Source organism: Yersinia rochesterensis (genome assembly GCF_003600645.1).
GTDB classification, from domain to species: domain Bacteria; phylum Pseudomonadota; class Gammaproteobacteria; order Enterobacterales; family Enterobacteriaceae; genus Yersinia; species Yersinia rochesterensis.
This window is the reverse complement of record NZ_CP032482.1, coordinates 49,339-74,108: the sequence shown is the minus strand read 5'-3', so window position 1 is coordinate 74,108 and position 24,770 is coordinate 49,339. Positions and strand designations below refer to the sequence as shown.

Here is a 24,770-nt window from a genome sequence, read left to right as displayed (position 1 = left end):
GGAGTTGCAGACAGGCGATCACTCCCTATGGCTTCAAATACGAAAGAGATAGATTAATGCTGGCAGTGGCGGCAAAAAAACGTGCTACGCTGCCCGTGCTTCGCAATTTCAATCACATTCCCACAGCGCCGACATAACTCACCCGCTCGCCCATATACCTGTAACTCTTGTGCAAAATAACCCGGTTTGCCATCTGACTGTAAAAAGTCGCGCAATGTAGTGCCACCCTGCTCAATAGAGTGCAATAACACGGCTTTAATTGTTGCCACCAACAGTGTGACCTCGGCTTCGGTTAATGAACCAGCGGCGCGTTCCGGCAGAATACCCGCAGTAAATAGTGATTCGCTGGCATAGATGTTGCCCACCCCGACCACCACTTTATTATCCATTAGCCACTGCTTAACTACAGTGCGTTTGTTACGTGACTTTTCAAACAGATACCCAGCGGTAAATTCATCACTCAGAGGTTCTGGCCCTAAGTGTGCGAGTACGCTACTGGTTGCAAGGTCTTTTGCCCATAGCCAGGCACCAAAGCGGCGCGGGTCGGTATAACGCAGGATTTTGCCATTGCTGATAACCAAATCAACATGATCATGTTTCTGCGCTTCGGTTTCTTCCGACAAAATACGCAGGCTACCTGACATCCCTAGATGGACGATAATCCAGCCTGTTTTCAGCTCTATCAGTAAATATTTAGCTCGGCGTTGGACACTGAGTACCGGTTGGTCACTGAGTGCCAAGATTTCATCAGATACTGGCCAACGTAAGCGGGCATTTCTGACCACAGCATAAAGAATTGTTTGGCCGACAAGATAAGGTTCGATCCCGCGTCGGCTGGTTTCAACTTCTGGTAATTCAGGCATGCGACCCCCTTAGCGTGTCTCACTAGACTTTATATAATAAAAAACCCGGCCGAGGCCGGGTTTTCTTAATCCACCAAAATTAAAATTACTTAATTTTAGCTTCTTTATAGATCACGTGTTGACGGACAACTGGATCGAATTTCTTCAATTCCAATTTTTCCGGCTTAGTACGCTTGTTCTTCGTGGTGGTATAGAAGTGACCAGTACCAGCAGAAGAAACCAGCTTGATCTTCTCGCGAACACCTTTAGCCATGATTCAGTTCCTTAATACTTCTCACCGCGGGCACGAATTTCGGCCAAGACCGTTTCAATACCCTTCTTATCAATAACACGCATACCTTTAGCAGATACACGCAGAGTTACAAAGCGCTTCTCGCCCTCAACCCAAAAACGGTGAGAGTGAAGGTTCGGCAGAAAACGGCGTTTGGTCGCGTTCATTGCGTGGGAACGGTTGTTACCGCTCACCGGGCGCTTGCCAGTAACTTGGCAGACTCGGGACATGTCTATTCTCCAAAAATCAAATCAGCTCGAGCTTCGTATAGGATTTGGCCGCCTCGTCAGGCTTTAGAGCCCATCTCAGCAAATTCACTGAGAAGACTCACTGTCATCAGGTCAGAAACCCCTGTCACCAGGCTATAAACCTGTTGAGATAGGCTCTTCACGCCAAACCCAAGATTCTCAAAGGTGGCGTAGTATACGCTCTGAAGCGTAAGTGCTCAAGTCCCGAACAGCTAAAGATCCCGAAAGGATCAATTATTATTTCTCTAAAGCCATCCGCGTTCGGCAAATGAGACACATTCACCCCGTCCAACCACCAAATGATCGAGCACTCGAATATCTAATAATGAACAGGCTTTTATCACCTGCGTAGTCATCAAACGGTCAGCTTGGCTCGGTTCAGCCTTACCCGAAGGGTGATTATGCGCCAGAATCAGCGCGGCGGCATTAACCTTCAACGCTTCACGCACAATTTCCCTCGGATGGACTTCAACACTGCTGATGGTACCAGTAAACATCTCCTCATGGCGAATAACACGATGCTGGTTATCCAAAAACATCACTAAAAAAACCTCTCTTTCACGATGAGAAAGGATATTTTGTAGAAATTTTTGTGTAATGTCGGCATTAAGCAGGGCACTTTCCCGCATTAGATGAGATGAAAAGCAGCGACCAGCCAGTTCTGCGATAGCCTGAATCTGACTATATTTCGAAATACCAATCCCCTTTTTTGCACATAACACCTGATAATCCGCCGAGATAAGCTCATGCAACGAGCCAAACTCATCAATCAAATATTCAGCCATTCTCATTACATGCATGCCTGGGATGCCCGTGCGCAGAAAAATAGCGAGCAATTCGGCATCAGTCAGTACCGCAGCACCGTATTTCAGCAGCTTTTCTCTTGGGGCCATATGCCCATACCACTCATCCATTCCTTGGCTCCTGTTTATCCCTGAACAGCACAAACAGCATGACAGAAGGCTTTATGAGCCGCGACTCCATGGTGAGCAGCATGCGTAACGCCTCGCAAATTTGATGATTGATGGCATCAGGAGATGCCCTGATAGCTAATCTACCCGGCGGTTATGCTAAAATATCGCCTCTTATGACTTTCATTCGGACAATCATGATGACGGGACTTTCCGGCGAACATCTTTCTGGTAAAAAGATTGTGCTAGGGATTAGCGGGGGTATTGCCGCATATAAATCTCCTGAGCTGGTACGCCGCTTACGCGACAGAGGTGCAGAGGTACGTGTGGTGATGACCCACGCGGCCAAAGCATTCATTACACCACTCACGTTGCAGGCAGTCTCGGGCTATCCCGTCTCTGATGATTTACTCGACCCTGCGGCAGAAGCAGCAATGGGGCATATTGAGCTGGGTAAATGGGCTGATTTAGTGATAATGGCCCCCGCCACAGCAGATTTACTGGCGCGAGTGGCCGCTGGCATGGCGAATGACTTGCTAACAACAGTTTGCCTGGCAACCGCATCTCCTGTTGCTGCAGTGCCCGCCATGAATCAACAGATGTACCGCGCAGCTGCTACTCAAGCCAATCTACAGACCCTAGCCAGTCGTGGAATGCTATTGTGGGGGCCTGATAGCGGCAGTCAAGCTTGTGGTGATGTTGGCCCAGGTAGAATGCTGGACCCTCTGGAAATTGTCGCGCTGGCGCATGAACATTTTGCAGAAAAACAAGACCTGAAACATTTGAGTGTCATGATTACCGCCGGGCCAACGCGTGAAGCGCTTGATCCCGTGCGCTTTATCAGCAATCAAAGTTCGGGGAAAATGGGCTTCGCGATCGCTCAAGCGGCCGCTGCCAGAGGGGCGAAAGTCACTCTAATTGCCGGGCCAGTAAACCTTCCCACACCTGCTGCGGTGAATCGCATTGATGTTGTCAGTGCGCTGGAGATGCAACAAACAGTTCAGAACTTAGCCGCCCAGCAGAATATTTTTATTTCTTGCGCTGCGGTAGCGGATTACCGCGCCGAGCAAGTTTCTGACGAGAAAATAAAAAAACAGGGTGACGAAATTACCCTTAAGTTAGTGAAAAACCCGGATATTGTCGCCGGGGTGGCTTCGATGGTTAAAAAACGTCCATTTGTTGTTGGATTTGCTGCCGAAACCCAGAATGTGGAAGAATACGCGCGACAAAAACTAGCGCGGAAGAATCTGGATCTTATTTGCGCTAATGATGTATCGCTCGCAGAGCATGGTTTTAACAGTGATACCAATGCCTTGCACCTTTTTTGGCCGACTGGAGAGAAACGTTTACCGCTCAGCGATAAGCACCTCCTCAGTCAGCGTTTAATAGACGAGATTGTCAGCCGTTATGATGAAAAAAATCGACATTAAAATTCTGGACCCACGTGTTGGCAAGGAATTTCCTTTACCAACGTATGCTACAGAAGGTTCTGCTGGGCTGGATTTACGTGCTTGTCTGGACGAAGCAGTTGATTTACTGCCGGGGCAAACTACATTGTTACCCACTGGTTTAGCGATACATATCGGTGATAACACTCTGGCGGCGGTCATTCTGCCGCGCTCAGGTTTGGGACATAAACACGGGGTGGTATTGGGTAATTTGGTCGGGCTGATTGATTCCGATTATCAAGGTCAGTTGATGGTGTCAGTCTGGAACCGTGGTCAACAACCGTTCATCATCGAACCCGGCGAACGTATCGCACAAATGGTATTTGTTCCCGTAGTACAAGCAGAATTCAATTTGGTTGAAGATTTTGACCTTACTGAACGTGGTACCGGTGGTTTTGGTCATTCTGGGCGCCAATAACCTACCCTAGACCCTAATACCGTAAAAAAGCTATCACATAAGCCGCCGGGACTTGGTATCCAGTGCGGCCGGTATTGGGGTTTTTGTTATTAAGTCATTTTTAGCAAGGGTCTACTCGGACATGGCAGAAAAAGAAAATACGAAAAGGAATAGGCGCGAGGAAATTTTGCAGGCTTTAGCGCAAATGCTGGAATCCAGCGATGGCAGCCAACGCATTACTACCGCCAAACTCGCCGCGAATGTGGGAGTTTCGGAAGCCGCGCTTTATCGTCATTTCCCCAGCAAAACGCGGATGTTTGATAGCCTGATCGAGTTTATTGAAGACAGTCTGATGTCCCGCATTAATTTGATTCTGCAAGATGAAAAAGAGACGTTTAATCGCCTCCGGCTGATCCTATTGCTGATATTAGGCTTTGCGGAGCGCAATCCAGGGCTAACTCGCATCATGACCGGGCATGCACTGATGTTCGAGCAAGACCGCTTACAAGGGCGAATTAACCAGCTGTTTGAACGAATTGAAGTACAGCTACGTCAGGTGCTACGCGAGAAAAAACTGCGTGATGGGCAAGGTTTTATCCATGATGAAGCGCTATTGGCAACACAGCTATTAGCATTTTGTGAAGGGATGCTTTCACGTTTTGTTCGCTCAGAATTTCGCTACCGACCGACGCAAGAGTTTGATTCCCGCTGGCCTTTGATTGTGGCTCAGTTGCAATAAGCCACAAAGTCGCTGTGATAGTCATATAAAAAGGGCCAAACGGCCCTTTTTTGTATTTTCATAATGAGGAAATCTTAAACACCATATTGCTCACGATATTGGCGCACCGCCGTCAGATGAGCCGCCATCTCCGGTTTCTCCTCCAAATAACGGATCACATCATTCAACGTCACAATCGCGATGACTTTACAGTGATAATCATGTTCAACTTCCTGAATCGCAGAGATTTCACCACGACCACGCTCTTGACGATCTAATGAAATCATCACACCAGCTAGGGTGGCGCCCTGCGCATTGATAATTTCCATTGATTCACGAATCGCAGTACCAGCGGTTATCACATCATCCACCAGCATGACTCGGCCTTTTAACGGGCTCCCCACCAAGCTGCCACCTTCACCGTGATTTTTGGCTTCTTTACGGTTAAAGCAGTAAGGAACATCACGACCATGATGCTCAGCCAAGGCTACGGCGGCGGTGGTGGCAATAGGAATGCCCTTGTATGCTGGCCCGAATAAAAGGTCAAACTCCACACCACAATCCATTAACGCCGCGGCGTAGAAACGCCCGAGTTTTGCCAGATCAAGCCCGGTATTAAACAACCCTGCATTAAAGAAATAGGGGCTAATCCGCCCAGACTTCAGGGTAAATTCGCCAAACTTCAACACCTGCTTGTTAAGCGCAAACTCGATAAAATCGCGCTGATAGGCTTTCATTGGTACGTCTCCTCTAGATTGTGGCTACTGTCATTAATTACTTTGTTGAATGATTCGGTGCCTAAATTGCAGGAAAAAAAAGGCGACTAGCAAGTCGCCTTTATCAATTATTGTTCTAACGCCGCCTTCTGCGCCAGGAAGATAGTTTCTATCCCTCCCCGAGCCAGTTCCAACAACGCCAGTAACTCTTCGTGACTGAACGGCTCGCCTTCTGCGGTGCCTTGCACCTCAATCATCCGGCCATCTTCCATCATCACCACATTCATATCAGTTTCTGCTGCAGAATCTTCTATATATTCCAGATCGCAAAGGGCTTCACCTTTCACGATACCAACAGAAACCGCAGCTACCAGCCCTTTCATCGGGTTAGCTTTCAATTTACCGGCGGCAACTAAGTTATTTAATGCATCAGCCAGAGCGACACAAGCGCCACTGATTGAGGCTGTACGGGTGCCACCATCAGCCTGCAACACATCGCAGTCTAACGTAATGGTGAACTCACCCAATTTCTTCAAATCAACTGCCGCACGCAAAGAACGAGCAATTAGGCGCTGAATTTCTAAAGTGCGACCACCTTGTTTGCCTTTTGCGGCTTCACGCGCATTACGGCTGTGGGTCGAACGTGGCAACATGCCATATTCAGCGGTTATCCAGCCCTGACCTTGGCCTTTCAGAAAGCGCGGAACACCCTCTTCGACCGTGGCGGTGCACAATACTTTGGTATCGCCAAACTCAACCAACACGGAACCTTCAGCGTGTTTCGTGTAATTACGGGTCAGGGTCAATGGGCGGACTTGTTGTGCTGCTCGGCCTGCTGGGCGCATGGGGCTTTCTCCGGCTTTAAATCGATATTGGTCGCGCATTATACGGCCTTAGTGATGTAATGCCTATCCTGCCTGCGCCTCGGAGGCTATAATCCCTGCATCTTTTCTTGAAAACGGGTACGCAACAATGATCCGCAGCATGACCGCTTACGCTCGACGTGACATTAAGGGTGAATGGGGTAGCGCAGCCTGGGAGCTGCGTTCCGTTAACCAACGCTATTTAGAAACTTACATTCGCTTACCTGAACAGTTCCGTAGCCTGGAACCGGTTATTCGCGAACGTATCCGCGGCCGCCTGACCCGTGGCAAAATTGAGTGCAGCTTGCGCTTCGAGCTGGATGCTAACTCACAAAGCTCTTTGATCCTTAATGAGAAACTGGCAAAGCAACTGGTTGAAGCTGGTCAGTGGGTCAAGATGCAAAGTGATGAAGGCGAAATTAATCCAGTGGATATTCTGCGCTGGCCGGGTGTTATGGCCGCAGAAGAACAGGATCTGGATGCCATCAGCACTGAGCTGATGCAGGCACTGGATATTGTGTTGGATGACTTTATCGTTTCCCGCGAAACTGAAGGTGCAGCACTAAAAGCGCTTATTGAACAGCGGCTGGATGGCGTTAGTGCGGAAGTGGTTAAAGTCCGTGCGCATATGCCAAATATCTTGCAATGGCAGCGTGAGCGTTTGCTCAACAAACTGGAAGAAGCACAGGTTCAGTTGGAAAATACTCGCCTGGAGCAGGAATTAGTGCTGATGGCACAACGTGTCGATGTAGCTGAAGAGTTGGATCGACTTGAAGCGCATGTCAAAGAAACACACAATATTCTGAAGAAGAAAGAAGCCGTTGGCCGCCGCCTTGATTTTATGATGCAAGAATTCAACCGCGAGTCGAATACGCTAGCATCAAAATCTATCAATGCCGAAGTTACCAATTCAGCTATTGAGCTGAAAGTGCTTATCGAGCAAATGCGCGAGCAGATTCAGAATATTGAGTAACTTCTTTTATTCATCCGTTTTACTAAAGCCCGGAGAAATTTGGGCTTTTATTACTCTACCTGCGCCAAGTGAAGCAGTGAAAAAGCCTTTCCCTCGCCGCCCAGTTCTGAACTGACCAGTTTTTACAAATCCAGATTTCAAGTAAAAAGCTAACGCAGCGGGATTTTGTTCATTCACACTGAGCTTTCCCTTTAAATGCTGAGCATGCGCCAACAGCGTTTTCCCAAAACCTTTACCGTGATAGATGGGATCAATGAATAACACCTCCACTTTATTACCATCGAGGCCAATAAGCCCTACTGCCTATCTGCTATTTTCAAATAACCAAACTTCTAGCCCAAGCAAATAAAATTGAATATCAGCCTCAGTTAGAAACAAATACGATTCCCTTACTGCTTTTTCCCAAATCTCAACTAAACGCGGAATGTCCTCAGATATCGCTCTTATTATCATTAGTTTCTCAAACTCTCATCTGTATAGGATAATTATCACTAGCCATTGAAAGCTTAAACAAACCTGCACCTAATTTTAAACAACATAGGACATTCGTTGTTTTTCCCCCGTTATATGAAGTATGTTGAACAAACAAAACTAGGTGCCCATATTTTCGAGTAATTCCTGCGGAGAGGTTATGATCGCCACAACAACTTTACTGCTGTTTTCCGGTGCTTGTGTAGCACTTGCAGGTATTCAGTTAGGAACTTATTACCACACGTTGGCGGCAGCATTAGGGCTTTCACAACTTTTTATAGTGGTACCACTAGCTTACGATGCAGTGCGGATACTCGGTGCATGCTATTTACTCTATTTGGCATGGAAAATACTCACCTCAGCCCACGGTGTCCCGATAAAAGCAGCGTTATCACCCGCTCCCGTATATAAGGCCTTCCGGAAAGGATTATTCACCAAATTGCTGAATCCCAAGATGGCTCTATTTGTACTGGCGCTATTCCCACAATTTATCACCCCCAGTCAGGTTCAGTGATTGTGCAAATGCTGTTATTGGCAACCATCCTGAATGCTATTGGCTTGATTATTAATGGTAGCCTGATTTTAGTGGTCAGTAATATGAGTAACCGCTTTAAAACCGGGGAGTTTTCAGCTCGCTGGCCAAACTATTTGCTAAGCGTAGTCTTTACCGGATTAGCGTGTAAATTACTTTTCGATAGCCGCAAATAAAACTAGTGTCGGAATAATGTGAGTAAACAAGGAAAAGGATATGCAGTTAACTGTGCTGGTTGATAACAACACCCTAATAGACAAATATCTTATAGCCGAACCGGGGTTTGTTATCATATTGAAATTAATGGAAAAAATTTTCTTTTTGATACTGGTTACTCTGACGTTTTTCTATGTAATGCGGCAATTCTGGGTATTAATATCAGCAATATCGATAGTGTGATTTTCTCCCATGGTCATAACGACCATAGCGGGGGCTTAACCCATCTTGCACAATATCTAGACCGAACAAATCACTATAGTGAGCAGAAAATAAAACTTGTGGCTCACCCCAATGCATTTACCCCTAAATACTACGAAGATAAATCAATAGGTGCTCATTTTCCGGCTGATGGCTATTCCACCTTTTTCAAACGAATTGATCAGTCCGGTGTTTATTACATTACGGATAATTTACTTTTTTTAGGTGAGATAGAACGTAGTAATGATTTTGAAGGGCTGCATCCTATAGGGAAAACTATCAATTGTTGTGGCCATGAAGTTGACGACTTTGTCATAGACGACAGTGTGATAGTTTATACCAGCCCAGAGGGCATTGTAATTATTACTGGCTGCTCTCACTCTGGGATCTGCAATATTATTGATTATGCTATTAAAGTGACCGGTGATAAGCGCGTTCGGGCTGTTATTGGTGGTTTTCATCTATTAAATACAGAGAAATCCATCCTCACCAGAACATCAGACTATTTCAAGCAGCTCAGCGCACAAGCACTGTATCCCTGTCACTGTACTGACCTAAAAGCTAAAATAGCATTAGCCGGTGCGGTTGATATAGAAGAGGTCGGGGTTGGAATGGTACTTGACTTTAAGTAAAAATATTATCCGGAAAGGGGATTATATATATTTCACAATAAGTAATGTGTGGTCACGAACTTAAAATTAATACATAATCACTACCGAAATTTGAACATTTAAAGATGAAGGATTATGTAATGCTTAAGAATGTACTTTATTTTGATTCAATGCTGACACCAAAAATTCTTACTATTTTATATTGGCTCTCACTGTTTGGCATCATTGTATCCGGCGTACTGGCGATGTTTGGTAGTTTCTTCATAGGGATTGCCATCATCATCGGCGGTGGCATTAGTTCACGTATTGGTTTTGAGATGATCATGATTGTATTCAAAAATAATGAGTATCTGAAAAGAATCGCAGAAAAACCATAATCGTGATTTACCTCGGGTATTCTCATCTTGTTTCGAAATGGAATACCCAGATTGCTTACCACTGACATACTTCCATCATTAACTCACTAAAAACCATACTATCCCCACTACACTCCAATAAACCATGTCTCATCTTTCTTTTCTCATTTTAGGATTTAGCCTAAATGAACGTAACAATATAAAAAATAGTGTCTTTTATTTTTTCATGCTTAACTTTCATCACAACCTTAAAGTAAAAAAAGCATTTAATATGATTATCACTACTATCTACGATCTGGTATGAATAAATTACACATATACTTTATTCGGTAGGTGATCTGGATAGAGTCATGTTCTACAGGTCAGGATGATTATTCATCACTGGGAGGGTTAGGAATAGGGCCTTCTGAGTTTCCGGCTAAGGTAAGTAAAAGACTCATATACACTTTTAGGGGGTCGCATATGTTCGAAAACCAAGACACGTCGATCCTCAATGCTTACTTTGGTACTCATAGCCCATTTTGGCGGCTTGCTTTTGATAGCCAAGCTTTAGAGTTATCTGCAGTTAAAGGGACAACAAATATCGCAATATCCCTTAATTTAGTCCAAACAATGAGAATCCGGAGCTTAACCGGAATTACTGCAAGTTTAGATATTGAAATTGAAATTTATGGTCACCCCCTTCATCTACATCTTGTCGGCCGCAAGATTAATAAGAAAGAATGGGGAGGTACTGCCTCAGCCTATGCTGATACTGAATCTGTAGCTCGTGACTTGGTCATAGGTCTTTCCTTTGCAGAGCAGGTCGTTTCTGAAGCTAATTCAGTGATTGTTATTCTTGATAAAGATGGGTGCGTACAACGATTTAACCACCTTAGCGAAGAATATACCGGTAAGAAAGAGCAAGATGTTATTGGTAAAAACGTCTATGACTTATTTATGACAGCCAAGGAAGGGGCGTCGTCACGGAAAAATATTGAGGGATTCTTTCAGCGTGGTGCATCTTATGAAGCAGAGCGTTGGGTTAACACCGTTAAAGGAAAGCGCCTATTTTTATTCCGCAATAAGTTTGTTCATAGTGGTAGCGGTAAAAATGAGCGCTATCTCATCTGCTCTGGCACTGATATTACCAAAGAGAGACGCGCTCAAGAACGCCTTAGGATTCTGGCCAATACCGATATGATTACTGGTTTACCTAATCGCCATGCTATTCATGAACGCATAAACAGCGCAATCCAAACCCGTGTTGACACCTCTGTAGGTATTATTTATCTCGATCTCGATAACTTCAAAAAAGTGAATGACCATTACGGCCATATGTTTGGTGATCGGTTACTGAAGGATGTTTCTCAGGCTATTTTAAGTTGCCTGGGTGACAACGAAATGCTTGCCCGGTTAGGAGGTGATGAGTTTATTGTTTTGGTCGAAAACGCTACGATAAACTTGCTTGAAACAACTGCACAGAGAATTCTCAACCGTATGAAATCGCCTTTCCGGATTGGATTGATCGAGGTATATACCGGCTGTTCAATTGGTCTTGCACTATGCCCTGAGCATGGCGACACATTGGAAAATATTATTCGCAGCGCAGATACCGCTATGTATACCGCAAAAGAACATGGAAAACAGACCTATTCAATTTTCTCGCAGCAAATGAATAAAAAAGTATCCGAATATGTTTGGCTCGATACCAATTTACGCAAGGGTTTAGAACAGCACCAATTACATGTCTATTACCAGCCAAAAATATCAACCAAAACAGGAAAAGTGCACAGTGTAGAAGCACTCGTCAGATGGTTATCGCCTGAACGAGGTTTGATTGCTCCTCTGGAATTTATCTCCTATGCCGAAGAATCCGGACTTATCAGGCCCCTGGGTAAATGGGTACTGCAAACATCGATGCAACAAGCCGTCGATTGGAGAAAACGCGGGATTAACCTACGAGTTGCCGTCAATGTTTCTGCTCGACAATTGATAGATGAGGCTATCGTTACCAGCTTTATTGAATCTCTCGAAGCCAGCGAACTGGAATCTAGCTTGGTCGATGTTGAATTAACGGAAAGTTGCTTAATTGATAATGAAGACGCCGCTATCAATATAATTAAACAGCTACGCTACTTAGGTGCTCAAGTTCACTTAGATGATTTTGGTACTGGTTATTCTTCACTCTCTCAGTTAGCGCGCATCCCTATTGATGCCATTAAGCTGGATCAAAGTTTTGTTCGCCATATTGATACTAATCCTATTTCACAATCTCTGGTACGAGCCATTATCGTTGTCGCCGAAGCACTTAAAATGCAAGTGATCGCCGAAGGGGTAGAAACTAAAGAGGAAGAAGAATTTCTGGATTCTATTGGCATTGATGAAAAACAGGGATTTCTTTATGCTAAACCAATGCCCGCAGATGAACTGGAGCATTGGCTGATAACACAACACCCTCACCTTTCACTGGATTAGGTGCAAAAACTATATAGCTTTTGGTATTCCTGAAGCATGTCTGTCTTGCAACATAACCAGCCGTTCAATATAGGCGATATCTTTCGGTTCAATAGACAATGCAGAATCAACCCAGTCTTCTGTAATATCCATTAATTCAGAACGCGTTAATTGTAGAACACGCTGCCGCACTCGAATCATAGCTCGTATGGCATTTAATTTAGGCTTGATAGTGTCTATAAATGTGCGTGTCGCAAGATAAGCATCCCCCGGCTGAAATAACTTATCTATTAATCCACGGCTCTCATACCATTCCGCAGCATGGGGTTCACCTGTCCAAATCAGTTGTTCTGCCACTTTCATACCCGCTTTTCTGGCAACTAGTGAATATCCCCCCATACCCGGAAATAAATTAAATGCAATTTCCGGAAATCCCATTCTGGCGGTCGTTTGTGCTAATACAAAGTGATGAGCTAATGCCGCTTCAAATCCCCCACCCAGTGCACTCCCTTCAATCATTGCAATAGAGATAGCACCAGTATCAAACCCACGAGAAGCCGCATGAACACAATCTACGCAAGCACGAGCATAAGCCATTAGCGCTTCCCGCTTACGATTTCTGATCATTTGGGCAAAAAAGTTTAAATCCCCTCCTACATTAAACATATTAGGCACCATCGAACCAGTTACCCAAAAATCGATAGGTAATTTTGATTCTTTAGCGGCCTGTACCAATGTCATAATATTTTCAATTAACTCCAGATTAAAACAGGGGCGGGGATGAGCACGCAGCAACATCCACATGGTATTGCGACCTTCTTCGTAATAAGCCGATATTTGAGATAAATGGCCGGCCTCAGTAAAAGCGCGGCAACTAGGGAGATTAATCATGTTCATATTCTATCCTATGGGTGAGTTAAACACAGATGGTGCTATCGCCTCGGCCTTCTTGAGGAAGTGCTACATTTGCCTTAATGGTGGCAATTTAAGCGGGCAGATAAATAGTGAGTCACCCAATGGATAAATGATGAAAATAATCTGCCGATAGCTCGTCGCGCAGAATGTACACCATGGCGGCCACTGCAATGTCGACTGTCTCCATGTCGATTTTCAGTGTTTATATGACCATGCTCGATCAAAAATTTGTAGTAACAGCGCTCAAACTAAATATGTTTAGTGCTTTTATTATACTTTCAATTATTAACTCTTATCCGGTCACGGAAGAACCTGAATTAAAGCTAAATAAGCTTCATGAAGATCAAATTTTTTTGAAATGCTTGGAGAATATATTTTGGCTGGCTTTAAAATTGCGATGACTATAGCCGCAATGTTAATAGGTTTGTTGCTATAACTTCAGCCACTAATGCTTTATTTAGCACCTTATTCAACATCAGTTTCCAAGGCATACTGGGATATCTATTTTATCCGCTAGCTCTACTAATTGGCATCCCCGCTCAAGATGCTTTGTATGCAGGGAGTATTATGGCGACTAAACTGGTGGCAAATGAGTTCGTTGCATGATTGAGCTGAAAAAAGTTGCCGCCGAAATGTTGCCGAGAGATTTGGGTATTCTTTCTGTATTTTTAGTCTCTTTTGCTAAATTAGCCTCTATTGAAATTGTTACTGGTGCCATTAAAGGGCTAAATGAGCAGCAAGGTAATGTAGTTTCACGATTCGGATTAAAACTAGTATATGGTTCAACTTTGGTTAGCTTACTTTCTGCTGCTATTGCCGGACTGGTCTTGTAACAAAAATACGGTTTATCCATATAAAGTTAATGATATTACAGGCCTTTTACTTCCAATCGGGAGGTAAAAGACCATAAAGCTCAAACTCAATATTTACCTTTAGAAATCAACATATACAATAGTATCAACACGCATAACAGACTCTTGCGCAAACTGCTGTTTATACTGGGAGCGCAGCGCTTCTATTGTATTCTCTTTGTCATCTTTTATGGATAAGCACTAACGCCTTACTATTTTCTTTAGCCACATTCCCATCATTTCCCAACCATTGCCCTTTAGCATCAATAACTGTCAGGCAATCCTTGAAGCGGCTGGTGACATCATTATCAACAAAAGACTGTCATTCAGTGGTGGAAATAGCTAGGTCATGAGGGCGGCTCAAACCGAAAAAGAGGGTCGTTTGTGTCATCGGTTCACCTTTAATACAGCCGGAGACGTTACTTTCACCGTTGCTGTATTGGCTTGACCTGTTCTATCAATCAACCATCCAGCAATGCTCCGATAGCTACCATACCAGCCAAGAATACAGCCCGATATTGGCGCTAATTAACACACTTACCCATGAAAAACTCCACTGAAACAAAAGATAAAATAGAGATAAAAACCACCACTCGATGAGTTACTCTGCAATCAAGTAGAATAATCATCACATGACCTTTAAGCTCTCCCACACTATCTTAATAATTGATTTTCACCCTAAAACAACTAATGAATAACAAACCAATAGTTATTTTTTTATATAAAAATATCAATAAGATAATTAATATTTCAATTAGATTAAATAATTTGAAACGCACGGTTTAGAAAATCTCAGTCGCGACGTTTTTGCTTAGTGACTAAGCTGCCCCCCTTTACTGCCCTTAAGAAATTACATTCAATATGCTACTCAGTGTTCTTTATATTATCGGTATCACCGCTGAAGCCATGACCGGTGCACTGGCCGCAGGCCGCCGTCAGATGGATATGTTTGGCGTCATTATCATTGCATCTGCAACTGCTATCGGTGGCGGCTCAGTTAGAGATATATTGCTGGGCCACTATCCGCTTGGGTGGGTTAAGCACCCTGAATACATTGTTATTGTCGCTGTTGCTGCGATCGTCACAACCTGGATGGCTCCGTTAATGAAGCATTTGCGCCATTTGTTTTTAGTGCTTGATGCCATCGGACTAATTGTTTTTTCTATTATTGGCGCACAAATCGCCCTCGATATGGGCCACAGCACAATTATTGCTGCCATAGCCGCTGTGATTACCGGCGTATTTGGCGGTGTTCTGCGCGATATGTTCTGTAACTGCATTCCATTGGTGTTTCAGAAAGAAATTTATGCCGGTATATCATTTGCTGCTGCATGGATCTACATAGCGCTACAGCAATACACGCCGCTATCCCATAACTGGGTTATTATTATTACACTGGTCACTGGGCTAAGCGCACGATTGCTGGCTCTGAGATTCCGCCTTGGCCTGCCCGTATTCAAATATGAACATTCAGAACATTAAGCTCATCCCGGATGATTACTCTTCGGGCCGAAACCCTGTAATTCCCTGTTGCGATAAGAAATCAGCCATCGTTTGGATTTCTGGGTGATGTAAAAAATGATTAATTTGTTTTGCCCGCACTGCCCCAATACCTGATATCAAGCGCCATTCGGCAATACTCCATTGTTGTAAAGAGTGCCACTGAGAATCAATAGGTATTGCCTGCGGGAATCCCAAAGCCTGTAACCATTGAGGAAAAGGCTGTTGTCTGGCGCGTTGAAATTGCAGATAAATCTTCTCTGCTCGACCTTGCCCAATACCAGGAACGGCCGCAATCTGCTCTACAGACAGTGACAACCAATCGACCAAGCTATTAATAAGCCCATGGTGGACAAGTTCTCGCCAGAGCCCACTTCCCACACCCTGCATATCTAACCCGTTAGCACCACTAAGCCATGCTAAGCGAGATAGAAACTGGGGTTTGCACTCAAGAGGTAAAAGGTGAAAACAACTTAACTGATGGAACTTATTTGCAGCAGGCGGGGTGATTTCGTGCCGCTGGCTTACTCGCCAGATAACATTATCCAATCGTGGAATACCCTGCCCAGCCAATGTGATAGTGACTTGATCACCCGGCACAATATCCCACTGTTTCCAGCGGGCAATAGATCCAATATTTACTCGACGAATCCATTTGTCATCAATTTTTACCGGAGCTACCTGTAAAATAGCGGTAACTTTACCAGTGCGACCAACGGTAAAATGGATATCTTTTATTTCAGTTATTTGCTGGGGAGGTGGATATTTCCATGCTACAGACCAGTTTCCTGGTGTTGCATGCCAATGACGCCCTGCGGGCTCATCTTCTTGACGGATAACCACGCCATCAGTCACAAAAGGTAGCGGCATTTGAAACCAGAGCTTTCGCCAATGAGCAACATCGCTACTGGAAAAGACGGGTTCGCTGTAATAAGCAGTTAAAGGAAATCCCATTTTTTTTAATAATGCAGTTTTTTCCTTCATACTTTTTGGCCCATCCGGCCATGCCCAAATAAAAATACCCAATTTGGTCAGGAATGGAGTTGCAGACTTGCGCATCAGTGCACCTGCAACAGAAGCTCGGGCATTGACACCTCCCGACTGCACTTGTTGATGCCCCTCCATTTGTAAGAATAATTCCCCCTGTAGAGTTAACGAAGGGGGCGCTGCGGTAATATATTGAGGAATAGCAGAAATAAGCGGTGCTTTATCCGTCCAGTCCTGACCTTTCAAGCCATTTCCTCGACTCAAAATTTGAGTCAGGTTTCCTGACTGATAAACCAGTGTGACCGCAACGCCATCTATTTTGGGCTGCACCCAGAGATTCTTCCGCCCCGCCATCCAGTCAATAAGTGCAGTTTCATCTTTAAGCTTTTTTAAGCCGGTGTGAGCAACAGGATGAGGACTCTTCCCGTTACCCGCTATCAACGTGCTATTCTTCGTATCCGGTAGCCCATGACATAATCGCCACCCATGCAGTTTGTCCTGCAATTGATCGTAAATATTATCAGAAAGCAGGCTAATACCTTGCTGGTGATATGCCAAATCCCACTGAAAGAGCTGCTTCGCCAAAAGATCAATTTCGCCTGACATTCTTTCTTCTGACCATTCAGGGCACACAGACTCCGCTCTGGCCCCCCAATTTATAAAACCAAGAATCAGTAGGCTTAGTATTTTCAATTTTTTGCGCATTCATCAGTACCTCCCTTTGCTGGCGGGCAGTAAAACCTGAAATGGCTCGTCCGTCGAAGGGGAAAAAACTTAAATGCGTAAGTGACCGAATAATACTTTTGCACTTGCTGCAACAAGCTGAAATTACGCAATGCTCCCCGCAAAATCATAAAAACGTGCTGTTTATGGGCGAAACATTGAGGTGAAATGTGTTGTAACGCTGCATGACGCGTTACAGCCGTGTATACTGTGCGGAGATTCACACTTCTGCTTTCTACATATCAACCTAATCAACTGAAACGTCATCATGGTTCAAGGCACGCTATACATAGTTTCTGCACCTAGTGGGGCAGGGAAATCAAGTCTGATTCAGGCTTTGTTAAAAACACAACCTTTGTACGACACGCAGGTTTCTGTTTCTCATACCACACGTGATATACGTCCAGGGGAAAATCACGGCGAACATTACTTCTTTGTTTCTAAAGAAGAATTTTGCCAAATGATTGATGACGATGCTTTTCTTGAGCATGCCAAAGTTTTTGAAAATTACTATGGCACCTCACGTCTGGCGATTGAGCAGATTCTCGCAACCGGTGTCGACGTGTTTTTAGATATAGACTGGCAAGGCGCGCAGCAAATTCGCGCAAAAATGCCGACCGCGCGCAGTATTTTTATTTTGCCTCCATCCAAAGAAGAATTGGATCGCCGCTTGCGTGGCCGTGGGCAGGATAGCGAGGAGGTTATTGCAAAGCGAATGGCGCAAGCTGTCGCGGAGATGACCCACTACGCAGAATATGATTATTTAATCGTGAATGATGATTTCAATCTGGCATTGTCTGATCTGAAAACCATTATTCGCGCTGAACGACTGCGTTTAGGCCGCCAGAAACAGCGGCATGACGCTTTAATCACCAAATTATTGGCAGACTGAACAGAGTTTCAGTATCATGCCCAGTCATTTCGTCACCTGTGGAGTAGCAGAATTATGGCACGCGTAACTGTTCAAGACGCTGTAGAGAAAATTGGTAACCGTTTTGACCTGGTGTTGGTCGCTGCTCGTCGGGCACGTCAAATCCAGTCCGGCGGTAAAGACGCACTGGTTCCAGAAGAAAACGATAAAGTCACTGTGATTGCGCTGCGCGAAATCGAAGAAGGCCTGATTACAAATCAGATTCTCGATGTACGTGAACGCCAAGAACAGCAAGAGCAGGAAGCCGCAGAGATCCAAGCGGTAACCGCGATTGCTGAAGGTCGTCGTTAATTAGACAGCGAGTCTACTTTGTACCTGTTTGAAAGCCTGAATCTGCTGATTCTACGTTACCTGCCAGAGGAGCAGATTAAGCGCCTCAAACAGGCATACCTTGTCGCACGTGATGCTCACGAGGGTCAGACACGCTCCAGTGGTGAGCCCTATATCACTCACCCGGTTGCTGTGGCCTGTATTCTTGCGGAGATGCGGCTCGATTACGAAACCTTAATGGCGGCGCTGTTACATGACGTCATTGAAGATACCCCTGCTACTTATCAAGATATGGAGCAGTTGTTTGGGAAAAGCGTAGCCGAGCTGGTCGAGGGCGTTTCTAAACTCGATAAACTGAACTTCCGCGATAAGAAAGAAGCCCAGGCGGAGAACTTCCGCAAAATGATCATGGCGATGGTGCAGGATATCCGCGTCATTTTGATCAAACTGGCTGACCGCACCCATAACATGCGAACGCTGGGCTCTTTGCGCCCGGATAAACGTCGCCGTATTGCCCGCGAAACCCTTGAAATATATAGCCCACTGGCTCACCGGTTGGGTATTCACCATTTAAAAACCGAGCTGGAAGAGCTGGGTTTTGAAGCGCTTTATCCCAATCGCTACCGCGTGATTAAAGAAGTGGTGAAAGCCGCACGTGGTAACCGCAAAGAAATGATCCAAAAAATCTTGGCGGAAATTGAAGGGCGTCTGACGGAAGCTGGGATACCTTGCCGCGTCAGTGGTCGAGAAAAGCATCTCTACTCAATCTATTGCAAGATGAACCTGAAGGAGCAGCGTTTTCACTCCATCATGGATATCTATGCTTTTCGGGTTATCGTTAAAGAAGTCGATACTTGCTATCGCGTGCTGGGGCAAGCTCATAGCCTGTATAAACCCCGCCCTAGCCGAGTAAAAGACTATATTGCTATTCCTAAGGCTAACGGCTATCAATCGTTGCATACCTCATTAATCGGCCCTCATGGAGTTCCGGTAGAGGTACAAATCCGTACTGAAGATATGGATCAGATGGCCGAAATGGGGGTTGCAGCACACTGGGCTTATAAAGAGCAAGGTGAGTCCGGCACCACCGCACAGATCCGCGCTCAGCGCTGGATGCAAAGCTTGCTGGAATTACAGCAAAGCGCGGGCAGCTCATTTGAATTTATTGAAAGCGTAAAATCTGATTTGTTCCCTGATGAGATTTACGTTTTCACCCCAGAAGGGCGCATTGTTGAATTGCCTGCCGGTGCAACACCTGTCGATTTTGCTTATGCCGTGCATACTGATATTGGCCATGCTTGTGTCGGCGCGCGCGTTGATCGTCAGCCCTATCCACTTTCTCAGTCACTCAGCAGTGGCCAAACTGTTGAGATAATTACCGCTCCGGGTGCGCGACCAAATGCCGCTTGGCTGAATTTTGTTGTCAGCTCGAAAGCTCGCGCCAAAATTCGTCAATTGCTGAAAAACCTTAAACGTGATGAATCGGTAAGCCTTGGTCGCCGATTACTGAATCATGCTTTAGGAAATGGCCGAAAACTGTCTGATATTTCTGAAGAAAATATCAAACATGAATTGGATCGTATGAAGTTAGCAACGCTGGATGATTTGCTGGCGGAGATTGGGCTGGGTAATGCAATGAGTGTGGTGGTGGCGAAAAACCTCTTGGGTGACCCATCCACGCTGGCAACTTCTGGTACCCGTAACCTGGCAATTAAAGGTGCCGATGGCGTCCTGATTACCTTTGCCAAGTGCTGCCGCCCAATTCCGGGTGACCCAATTATCGCCCATATCAGCCCCGGCAAAGGTTTGGTTATCCATCATGAGTCCTGCCGTAATATCCGTGGCTACCAAAAAGAGCCAGAGAAGTTTATGGCGGTTGAATGGGACCAAGAGACTGAACAAGAATTTATTGCTGAAATTAAAGTCGATATGTTCAACCAGCAAGGTGCCTTGGCAAATCTGACTGCGGCAATTAATGCGGCCGAATCAAATATTCAAAGCCTGAATACTGAAGAGAAAGATGGCCGGGTATACAGCGCCTTTATTCGCCTGACTACTCGTGACCGAGTCCATCTGGCTAACATTATGCGTAAGATTCGTATCATGCCAGATGTGGTCAAAGTCAGCCGTAACCGTAATTAACGCCTATGAATCCTCAACGCTATGCGCGGATTTGTGAAATGCTTGCTACCAGGCAGCCGGATTTGACGGTTTGTCTGGAGCAAGTACATAAACCTCATAATGTCTCCGCGATTATTCGCACTGCTGATGCCGTCGGCATTCATCAGATTCACGCGATTTGGCCTACCCCTGAAATGTACACGCGGCTCTCTTCGGCTGCCGGTAGCAACAGCTGGGTTCAGGTAAAAACACACTCTGATATTACCGATGCTATAACTCATTTAAAATCGCAAGGTATGCAAATACTTGCGACGCATCTATCTGATAAAGCAGTTGATTTTCGTGAAATTGATTATACTCGTCCAACTTGTATTTTAATGGGGCAGGAAAAAACGGGGATATCTAAAGAAGCTTTGGCAATGGCTGATAAAGACATCATTATTCCGATGATCGGAATGGTGCAATCCCTGAATGTATCAGTCGCTTCAGCACTCCTTTTATATGAAGCCCAGCGGCAGCGGCAAAATGCCGGTATGTATCACCGAACACAAAGTGTTTTGTCAGAAGATGAGCAACAGCGGCTATTATTTGAAGGTGGCTACCCGGTGCTGGCGCAAGTGGCTAAACGCAAAGGGCTTCCCCGGCCTCATATTGATGAGCAAGGCCAGGTTATCGCTGATGTGCAATGGTGGTCAGCCATGCAATCCACGGAGTCTTAAATGAAAGGCCGCCTACTGGATGCCGTACCCCTCAGTACACTTTCCGGTGTTGGCGCGAGTCAGGCCGGAAAACTGGCTAAGATGGGTCTGGAAACCATTCAAGACCTACTGCTTCACCTTCCGCTACGTTACGAAGATCGCACACGACTATACCGAATTGGCGATCTGTTGCCCGGCCTTTCCGTCACTGTTGAAGGTGAAGTTCTCCGCTCTGATATCAGTTTTGGCCGCCGCCGCATGATGACCTGCCAAATCAGCGACGGTAGCGGTGTGCTCACCCTGCGCTTTTTCAATTTTAATGCCGCAATGAAAAACAGCTTATCGCCGGGTAAGCATGTAATTGCCTATGGTGAGGCTAAACGGGGAAATACTGGCCCTGAAATCATTCACCCAGAATATCGGGTGCATGGCGAAAATATCGGTGTTGAATTACAAGAGTCATTGACCCCCGTTTACCCCACAACGGAAGGTATTCGCCAAGCAACTTTGCGTAAACTTATTGATCAAGCTCTGGCGATGCTGGATTCCAGCGTCATTGCTGAATTGTTGCCGATTGAATTAAGCCGCTCGCTGATCAGCCTGCCAGAAGCGATTCATACTTTGCATCGTCCACCAGCAGACATTCAACTAGCCGAGTTAGAACAAGGCAAGCATCCTGCTCAACGGCGGCTGATAATGGAAGAACTGCTGGCCCATAACCTCAGCATGCTGGCAGTCAGGGCGGGAGCACAAAGTTATCGGGCGCTATCCTTATTGCCCGAAGAACAACTTAAACAACGTTTTCTTGCGGCACTGCCTTTCACGCCAACCCAAGCCCAACAGCGGGTTGTGGCGGAAATCGAGCAAGATATGACACATAATTTCCCGATGATGCGGCTGATTCAAGGGGACGTTGGCTCGGGAAAAACACTGGTTGCCGCACTGGCCGCACTGCGTGCTATTACCCATGGTAAGCAGGTCGCGTTGATGGCTCCCACTGAGTTATTGGCTGAACAGCATGCCAATACTTTCCGCCAATGGCTGGAACCGTTAGGTTTACAAGTGGGCTGGCTGGCTGGGAAACAAAAAGGCAAAGCACGGCTGGCACAACAAGAAGCTGTCGCCAGTGGTCAGGTCGCCATGGTCGTGGGTACTCACGCCATGTTTCAGGAACAAGTGCAGTTTTCTGGATTAGCACTAGTTATTATTGATGAGCAGCATCGTTTTGGTGTTCACCAGCGGCTCGCGTTATGGGAAAAGGGTGAGGAGCAAGGCTTCCATCCACACCAGTTGATTATGACAGCAACCCCCATTCCCCGAACGCTGGCTATGACGGCCTATGCTGATCTCGATACCTCGGTCATTGACGAACTGCCCCCTGGCAGAACCCCAGTCACGACAGTCGCGATTCCAGACACTCGCCGCAGTGATGTGATTCAACGGGTTAAAAATGCCTGTTTGGAAGAGGGCCGACAAGCTTATTGGGTCTGCACCTTGATTGAAGAATCTGAGCTGCTGGAAGCCCAAGCCGCTGAAGTTACCTGCGAGGAGCTGAAAATTGCCTTGCCGGAGATTAAAGTCGGTTTGGTACATGGCCGGATGAAAGGGCCAGAAAAACAAGCAGTTATGCTGGCTTTCAAACAAGGTGAATTGCAATTACTGGTTGCTACCACCGTGATTGAAGTTGGGGTTGATGTACCGAATGCCAGTTTGATGATTATCGATAATCCGGAGCGGTTAGGGTTAGCGCAATTGCACCAGTTACGTGGCCGCGTGGGCCGTGGGGCCGTCGCTTCACACTGTGTTCTGCTGTACAAAACACCGCTGAGTAAAACGGCTCAGATGCGTTTGCAAGTGCTGCGCGACAGTAATGACGGTTTTGTTATCGCCCAGCGGGATTTAGAGATTCGCGGCCCCGGCGAATTATTAGGGACGCGCCAAACCGGCAGTGCCGAGTTTAAAGTGGCTGATTTACTGCGCGATCAGGCCATGATTCCAGAAGTGCAAAGAGTGGCTCGCCACCTACATCAACAATATCCCGAACATGCACAGGCATTAATAGAACGCTGGCTACCAGAGCGAACGCGTTATACCAATGCTTGATGATTAAGGAGCGGTTTTGTCCGCCCCTTAAGACTATCCTTACAACAAAATTATCCCACTACCGCCGGGAAGATTGGCAGCAACAGATAAAGCTTAATCACGATCACATTGACGATATCAATAAAGAACGCACCGACCATCGGCACCACCAAGAAAGCTAAATGTGATGGACCGAAACGGTCAGTAATGGCCTGCATATTCGCAATGGCCGTCGGTGTCGCACCTAAACCAAAACCACAATGGCCCGCCGCTAACACGGCCGCATCATAGTTTTTACCCATCAACCGATAAGTAACAAAGATAGCGTACAGCGCCATCGCCAATGCTTGTACCGACAAGATAACCAACATCGGCAATGCCAGTGAAGCCAGTTCCCACAGTTTCAGGCTCATCAAGGCCATTGCCAGAAACAGTGACAAACTGACATTCCCCAACACCGAAACCGCGCGATCAAAGACTTTATAGAAGCCGATTACCGCGAGTGTGTTACTGAGAATAACCCCGACGAATAACACGCAGACAAAGGTCGGTAACTCAAACATCGTGCCCTGTAACGCACTAGAAATCACTTGGCCAGCCATCAGGCAAATCGCAATCATGGCGATGGTTTCGACCAAGACCAATGAAGTTATCATGCGGCCCGCCGAAGGCTTTTCAAAAGCGGAGGGTACTTCGCTGTCTTCTGGGGTGCCATCTGGTGTGGAAGAGTGTTTGACCAGATAGCGAGCCACTGGGCCACCAATCAACCCGCCCAAAACAAGGCCAAATGTTGCACAAGCCATGGCCACTTCAGTTGCATTTTCAAAGCCATAGCGTTCAACAAACACTTTGCTCCATGCTGCGCCGGTACCGTGCCCACCGGATAATGTAATTGAGCCAGCCAATAAGCCCATGAGCGGATCTAAACCCATCAGCTTCGCGAGAGCGATGCCAATTGCGTTCTGCATCAGTAGCAAGCCAACGACCACAAAGACAAACACACTCAAGGCCTTGCCACCGGCGCGTAAACTCGCCAAGTTAGCATTCAGGCCAATTGTTGCAAAGAATGCCAGCATCAAGGGGTCTTTCAGCGACATATCAAAACTGATTTCCCAACCGAGGGTCTTTTGCATCAGCAGCATCATGAAAGCCACCAGCAGGCCACCGGCAACAGGTTCTGGAATAGTGTACTTTTTTAGAAAAGGGACTGTTTGTACGAGTTTTCGGCCTAACAATAAAACCAGACAGGCCGCGACTAGCGTGCCGTAGGTATCGAGATGAAACATCTTGGTACTCCATGCGATTAAAATATCGAATAAAAATATGACGTTAGACAGTTCCTTAATAAACGCCAAAGCAGTAAGAAGAGGATTAGAAAAAAAAATCCTCTCGATTACAAGTTTAGTAAAAGAAAAACATGAACTAGCGGCAAACAAGAATATTTAAGAAAACACAGCGCAA

The 24,770-nt window shown here is 45.8% G+C and carries 22 protein-coding genes and 4 pseudogenes; 15 read left to right on the top strand and 11 right to left on the bottom strand.

Annotated elements, in window-relative coordinates:
• Positions 1–53: 53 nt before the first annotated feature.
• The 4 genes from mutM to radC all read right to left on the bottom strand — a co-directional run bounded on the left by mutM (position 54) and on the right by radC (position 2,296).
• Positions 54–863: a bifunctional DNA-formamidopyrimidine glycosylase/DNA-(apurinic or apyrimidinic site) lyase gene (gene mutM, locus DXZ79_RS00375; protein ID WP_038637899.1), complete on the bottom strand. Its 810-nt coding sequence runs from the start codon at positions 861–863 to the stop codon at positions 54–56.
• A gap of 85 nt (positions 864–948) precedes the next feature.
• Entirely contained in the window at positions 949–1,116 is a 168-nt protein-coding gene (rpmG, locus tag DXZ79_RS00370; RefSeq protein WP_004392084.1) for a 50S ribosomal protein L33, read from the bottom strand.
• Between the two features lie 11 nt (positions 1,117–1,127).
• On the bottom strand, positions 1,128–1,364 hold the full coding sequence (rpmB, locus tag DXZ79_RS00365) for a 50S ribosomal protein L28 (RefSeq protein WP_005164747.1): 237 nt from the start codon (positions 1,362–1,364) through the stop codon (positions 1,128–1,130).
• 263 nt (positions 1,365–1,627) lie between these two features.
• Positions 1,628–2,296, bottom strand: a complete 669-nt coding sequence (gene radC, locus DXZ79_RS00355) for a RadC family protein (protein ID WP_038637895.1) — start codon at positions 2,294–2,296, stop codon at positions 1,628–1,630.
• Between the two features lie 194 nt (positions 2,297–2,490).
• Between radC and coaBC the strand changes: the two genes are divergently transcribed.
• The 3 genes from coaBC (at position 2,491) to slmA (ending at position 4,877) form a co-directional block, all read left to right on the top strand.
• Positions 2,491–3,723: a bifunctional phosphopantothenoylcysteine decarboxylase/phosphopantothenate--cysteine ligase CoaBC gene (gene coaBC, locus DXZ79_RS00350; RefSeq protein WP_162928708.1), complete on the top strand. Its 1,233-nt coding sequence runs from the start codon at positions 2,491–2,493 to the stop codon at positions 3,721–3,723.
• The gene (dut, locus tag DXZ79_RS00345) at positions 3,701–4,159 is read left to right on the top strand and encodes a dUTP diphosphatase (RefSeq protein ID WP_038637890.1); all 459 of its coding nucleotides are present in this window, start codon (positions 3,701–3,703) and stop codon (positions 4,157–4,159) included. The genes coaBC and dut overlap by 23 nt, the downstream gene beginning before the upstream one ends.
• A 121-nt stretch (positions 4,160–4,280) precedes the next feature.
• Complete coding sequence (gene slmA, locus DXZ79_RS00340; protein WP_004392079.1) at positions 4,281–4,877, top strand: nucleoid occlusion factor SlmA; 597 nt, start codon at positions 4,281–4,283, stop codon at positions 4,875–4,877.
• A 74-nt stretch (positions 4,878–4,951) separates the two neighbouring features.
• Here the strand turns inward: slmA and pyrE are convergent, their stop codons facing one another.
• Together pyrE and rph are read right to left on the bottom strand one after the other, a co-directional pair.
• Complete coding sequence (gene pyrE / locus DXZ79_RS00335) at positions 4,952–5,593, bottom strand: orotate phosphoribosyltransferase (protein WP_038637885.1); 642 nt, start codon at positions 5,591–5,593, stop codon at positions 4,952–4,954.
• 107 nt (positions 5,594–5,700) lie between these two features.
• Entirely contained in the window at positions 5,701–6,417 is a 717-nt protein-coding gene (rph, locus tag DXZ79_RS00330; protein ID WP_038637882.1) for a ribonuclease PH, read from the bottom strand.
• Between the two features lie 127 nt (positions 6,418–6,544).
• Between rph and DXZ79_RS00325 the strand changes: the two genes are divergently transcribed.
• Positions 6,545–7,408: a YicC/YloC family endoribonuclease gene (locus tag DXZ79_RS00325; RefSeq protein ID WP_038637879.1), complete on the top strand. Its 864-nt coding sequence runs from the start codon at positions 6,545–6,547 to the stop codon at positions 7,406–7,408.
• 6 nt (positions 7,409–7,414) lie between these two features.
• Here the strand turns inward: DXZ79_RS00325 and DXZ79_RS20855 are convergent, their stop codons facing one another.
• Complete coding sequence (locus DXZ79_RS20855; RefSeq protein WP_244942306.1) at positions 7,415–7,672, bottom strand: GNAT family N-acetyltransferase; 258 nt, start codon at positions 7,670–7,672, stop codon at positions 7,415–7,417.
• 367 nt (positions 7,673–8,039) lie between these two features.
• On the opposite strand from DXZ79_RS20855, the pseudogene DXZ79_RS21160 reads away from it, so the two are divergent.
• The 4 genes and pseudogenes from DXZ79_RS21160 (at position 8,040) to pdeR (ending at position 12,252) form a co-directional block, all read left to right on the top strand.
• Positions 8,040–8,587, top strand: a pseudogene (locus tag DXZ79_RS21160) (LysE family translocator).
• Between the two features lie 40 nt (positions 8,588–8,627).
• A pseudogene (locus DXZ79_RS00310) lies at positions 8,628–9,460 on the top strand (MBL fold metallo-hydrolase).
• 119 nt (positions 9,461–9,579) lie between these two features.
• Positions 9,580–9,816 (top strand): DUF4282 domain-containing protein, encoded by a 237-nt coding sequence (locus DXZ79_RS00305; protein ID WP_038637873.1) that lies wholly within the window; start codon positions 9,580–9,582, stop codon positions 9,814–9,816.
• Positions 9,817–10,257: 441 nt separating this feature from the next.
• A complete protein-coding gene (pdeR, locus tag DXZ79_RS00300; RefSeq protein WP_038637870.1) occupies positions 10,258–12,252 on the top strand; it encodes a cyclic di-GMP phosphodiesterase in 1,995 nt (664 codons plus the stop codon).
• Positions 12,253–12,261: 9 nt separating this feature from the next.
• Here the strand turns inward: pdeR and DXZ79_RS00295 are convergent, their stop codons facing one another.
• Positions 12,262–13,128, bottom strand: coding sequence for a crotonase/enoyl-CoA hydratase family protein (locus DXZ79_RS00295; RefSeq protein WP_038637867.1), 867 nt, complete (start codon positions 13,126–13,128; stop codon positions 12,262–12,264).
• 152 nt (positions 13,129–13,280) lie between these two features.
• On the opposite strand from DXZ79_RS00295, the pseudogene DXZ79_RS00290 reads away from it, so the two are divergent.
• Positions 13,281–13,979, top strand: a pseudogene (locus DXZ79_RS00290) (nucleoside transporter C-terminal domain-containing protein); the annotation flags it as partial.
• A gap of 99 nt (positions 13,980–14,078) precedes the next feature.
• On the opposite strand, the pseudogene DXZ79_RS00285 reads toward DXZ79_RS00290, so the two are convergent.
• A pseudogene (locus tag DXZ79_RS00285) lies at positions 14,079–14,491 on the bottom strand (DUF3574 domain-containing protein).
• A 367-nt stretch (positions 14,492–14,858) separates the two neighbouring features.
• Between DXZ79_RS00285 and DXZ79_RS00280 the strand changes: the two are divergent.
• Positions 14,859–15,479, top strand: coding sequence for a trimeric intracellular cation channel family protein (locus DXZ79_RS00280; RefSeq protein WP_038637865.1), 621 nt, complete (start codon positions 14,859–14,861; stop codon positions 15,477–15,479).
• Between the two features lie 15 nt (positions 15,480–15,494).
• On the opposite strand, the gene ligB is transcribed toward DXZ79_RS00280, so the two are convergent.
• The gene (gene ligB / locus DXZ79_RS00275; protein WP_120010980.1) at positions 15,495–17,189 is read right to left on the bottom strand and encodes an NAD-dependent DNA ligase LigB; all 1,695 of its coding nucleotides are present in this window, start codon (positions 17,187–17,189) and stop codon (positions 15,495–15,497) included.
• 286 nt (positions 17,190–17,475) lie between these two features.
• On the opposite strand from ligB, the gene gmk reads away from it, so the two are divergent.
• The 5 genes from gmk to recG are packed head-to-tail and all read left to right on the top strand — an operon-like array spanning position 17,476 to position 23,330.
• Positions 17,476–18,099, top strand: a complete 624-nt coding sequence (gene gmk / locus DXZ79_RS00270; protein ID WP_038637858.1) for a guanylate kinase — start codon at positions 17,476–17,478, stop codon at positions 18,097–18,099.
• Between the two features lie 54 nt (positions 18,100–18,153).
• Entirely contained in the window at positions 18,154–18,429 is a 276-nt protein-coding gene (rpoZ, locus tag DXZ79_RS00265) for a DNA-directed RNA polymerase subunit omega (protein WP_004392061.1), read from the top strand.
• A gap of 18 nt (positions 18,430–18,447) precedes the next feature.
• Positions 18,448–20,550, top strand: coding sequence for a bifunctional GTP diphosphokinase/guanosine-3',5'-bis pyrophosphate 3'-pyrophosphohydrolase (gene spoT / locus DXZ79_RS00260; RefSeq protein ID WP_120010979.1), 2,103 nt, complete (start codon positions 18,448–18,450; stop codon positions 20,548–20,550).
• 5 nt (positions 20,551–20,555) lie between these two features.
• Positions 20,556–21,248, top strand: coding sequence for a tRNA (guanosine(18)-2'-O)-methyltransferase TrmH (gene trmH / locus DXZ79_RS00255; protein ID WP_038637852.1), 693 nt, complete (start codon positions 20,556–20,558; stop codon positions 21,246–21,248).
• The gene (recG, locus tag DXZ79_RS00250; protein ID WP_038637849.1) at positions 21,249–23,330 is read left to right on the top strand and encodes an ATP-dependent DNA helicase RecG; all 2,082 of its coding nucleotides are present in this window, start codon (positions 21,249–21,251) and stop codon (positions 23,328–23,330) included.
• A 50-nt stretch (positions 23,331–23,380) separates the two neighbouring features.
• Here recG and gltS read toward each other — a convergent pair whose 3' ends face one another.
• Positions 23,381–24,595 carry a sodium/glutamate symporter gene (gltS, locus tag DXZ79_RS00245; protein WP_038637848.1) on the bottom strand — a complete coding sequence of 405 codons (1,215 nt, stop codon included), beginning with the start codon at positions 24,593–24,595 and terminating at the stop codon, positions 23,381–23,383.
• Positions 24,596–24,770: the final 175 nt, after the last annotated feature.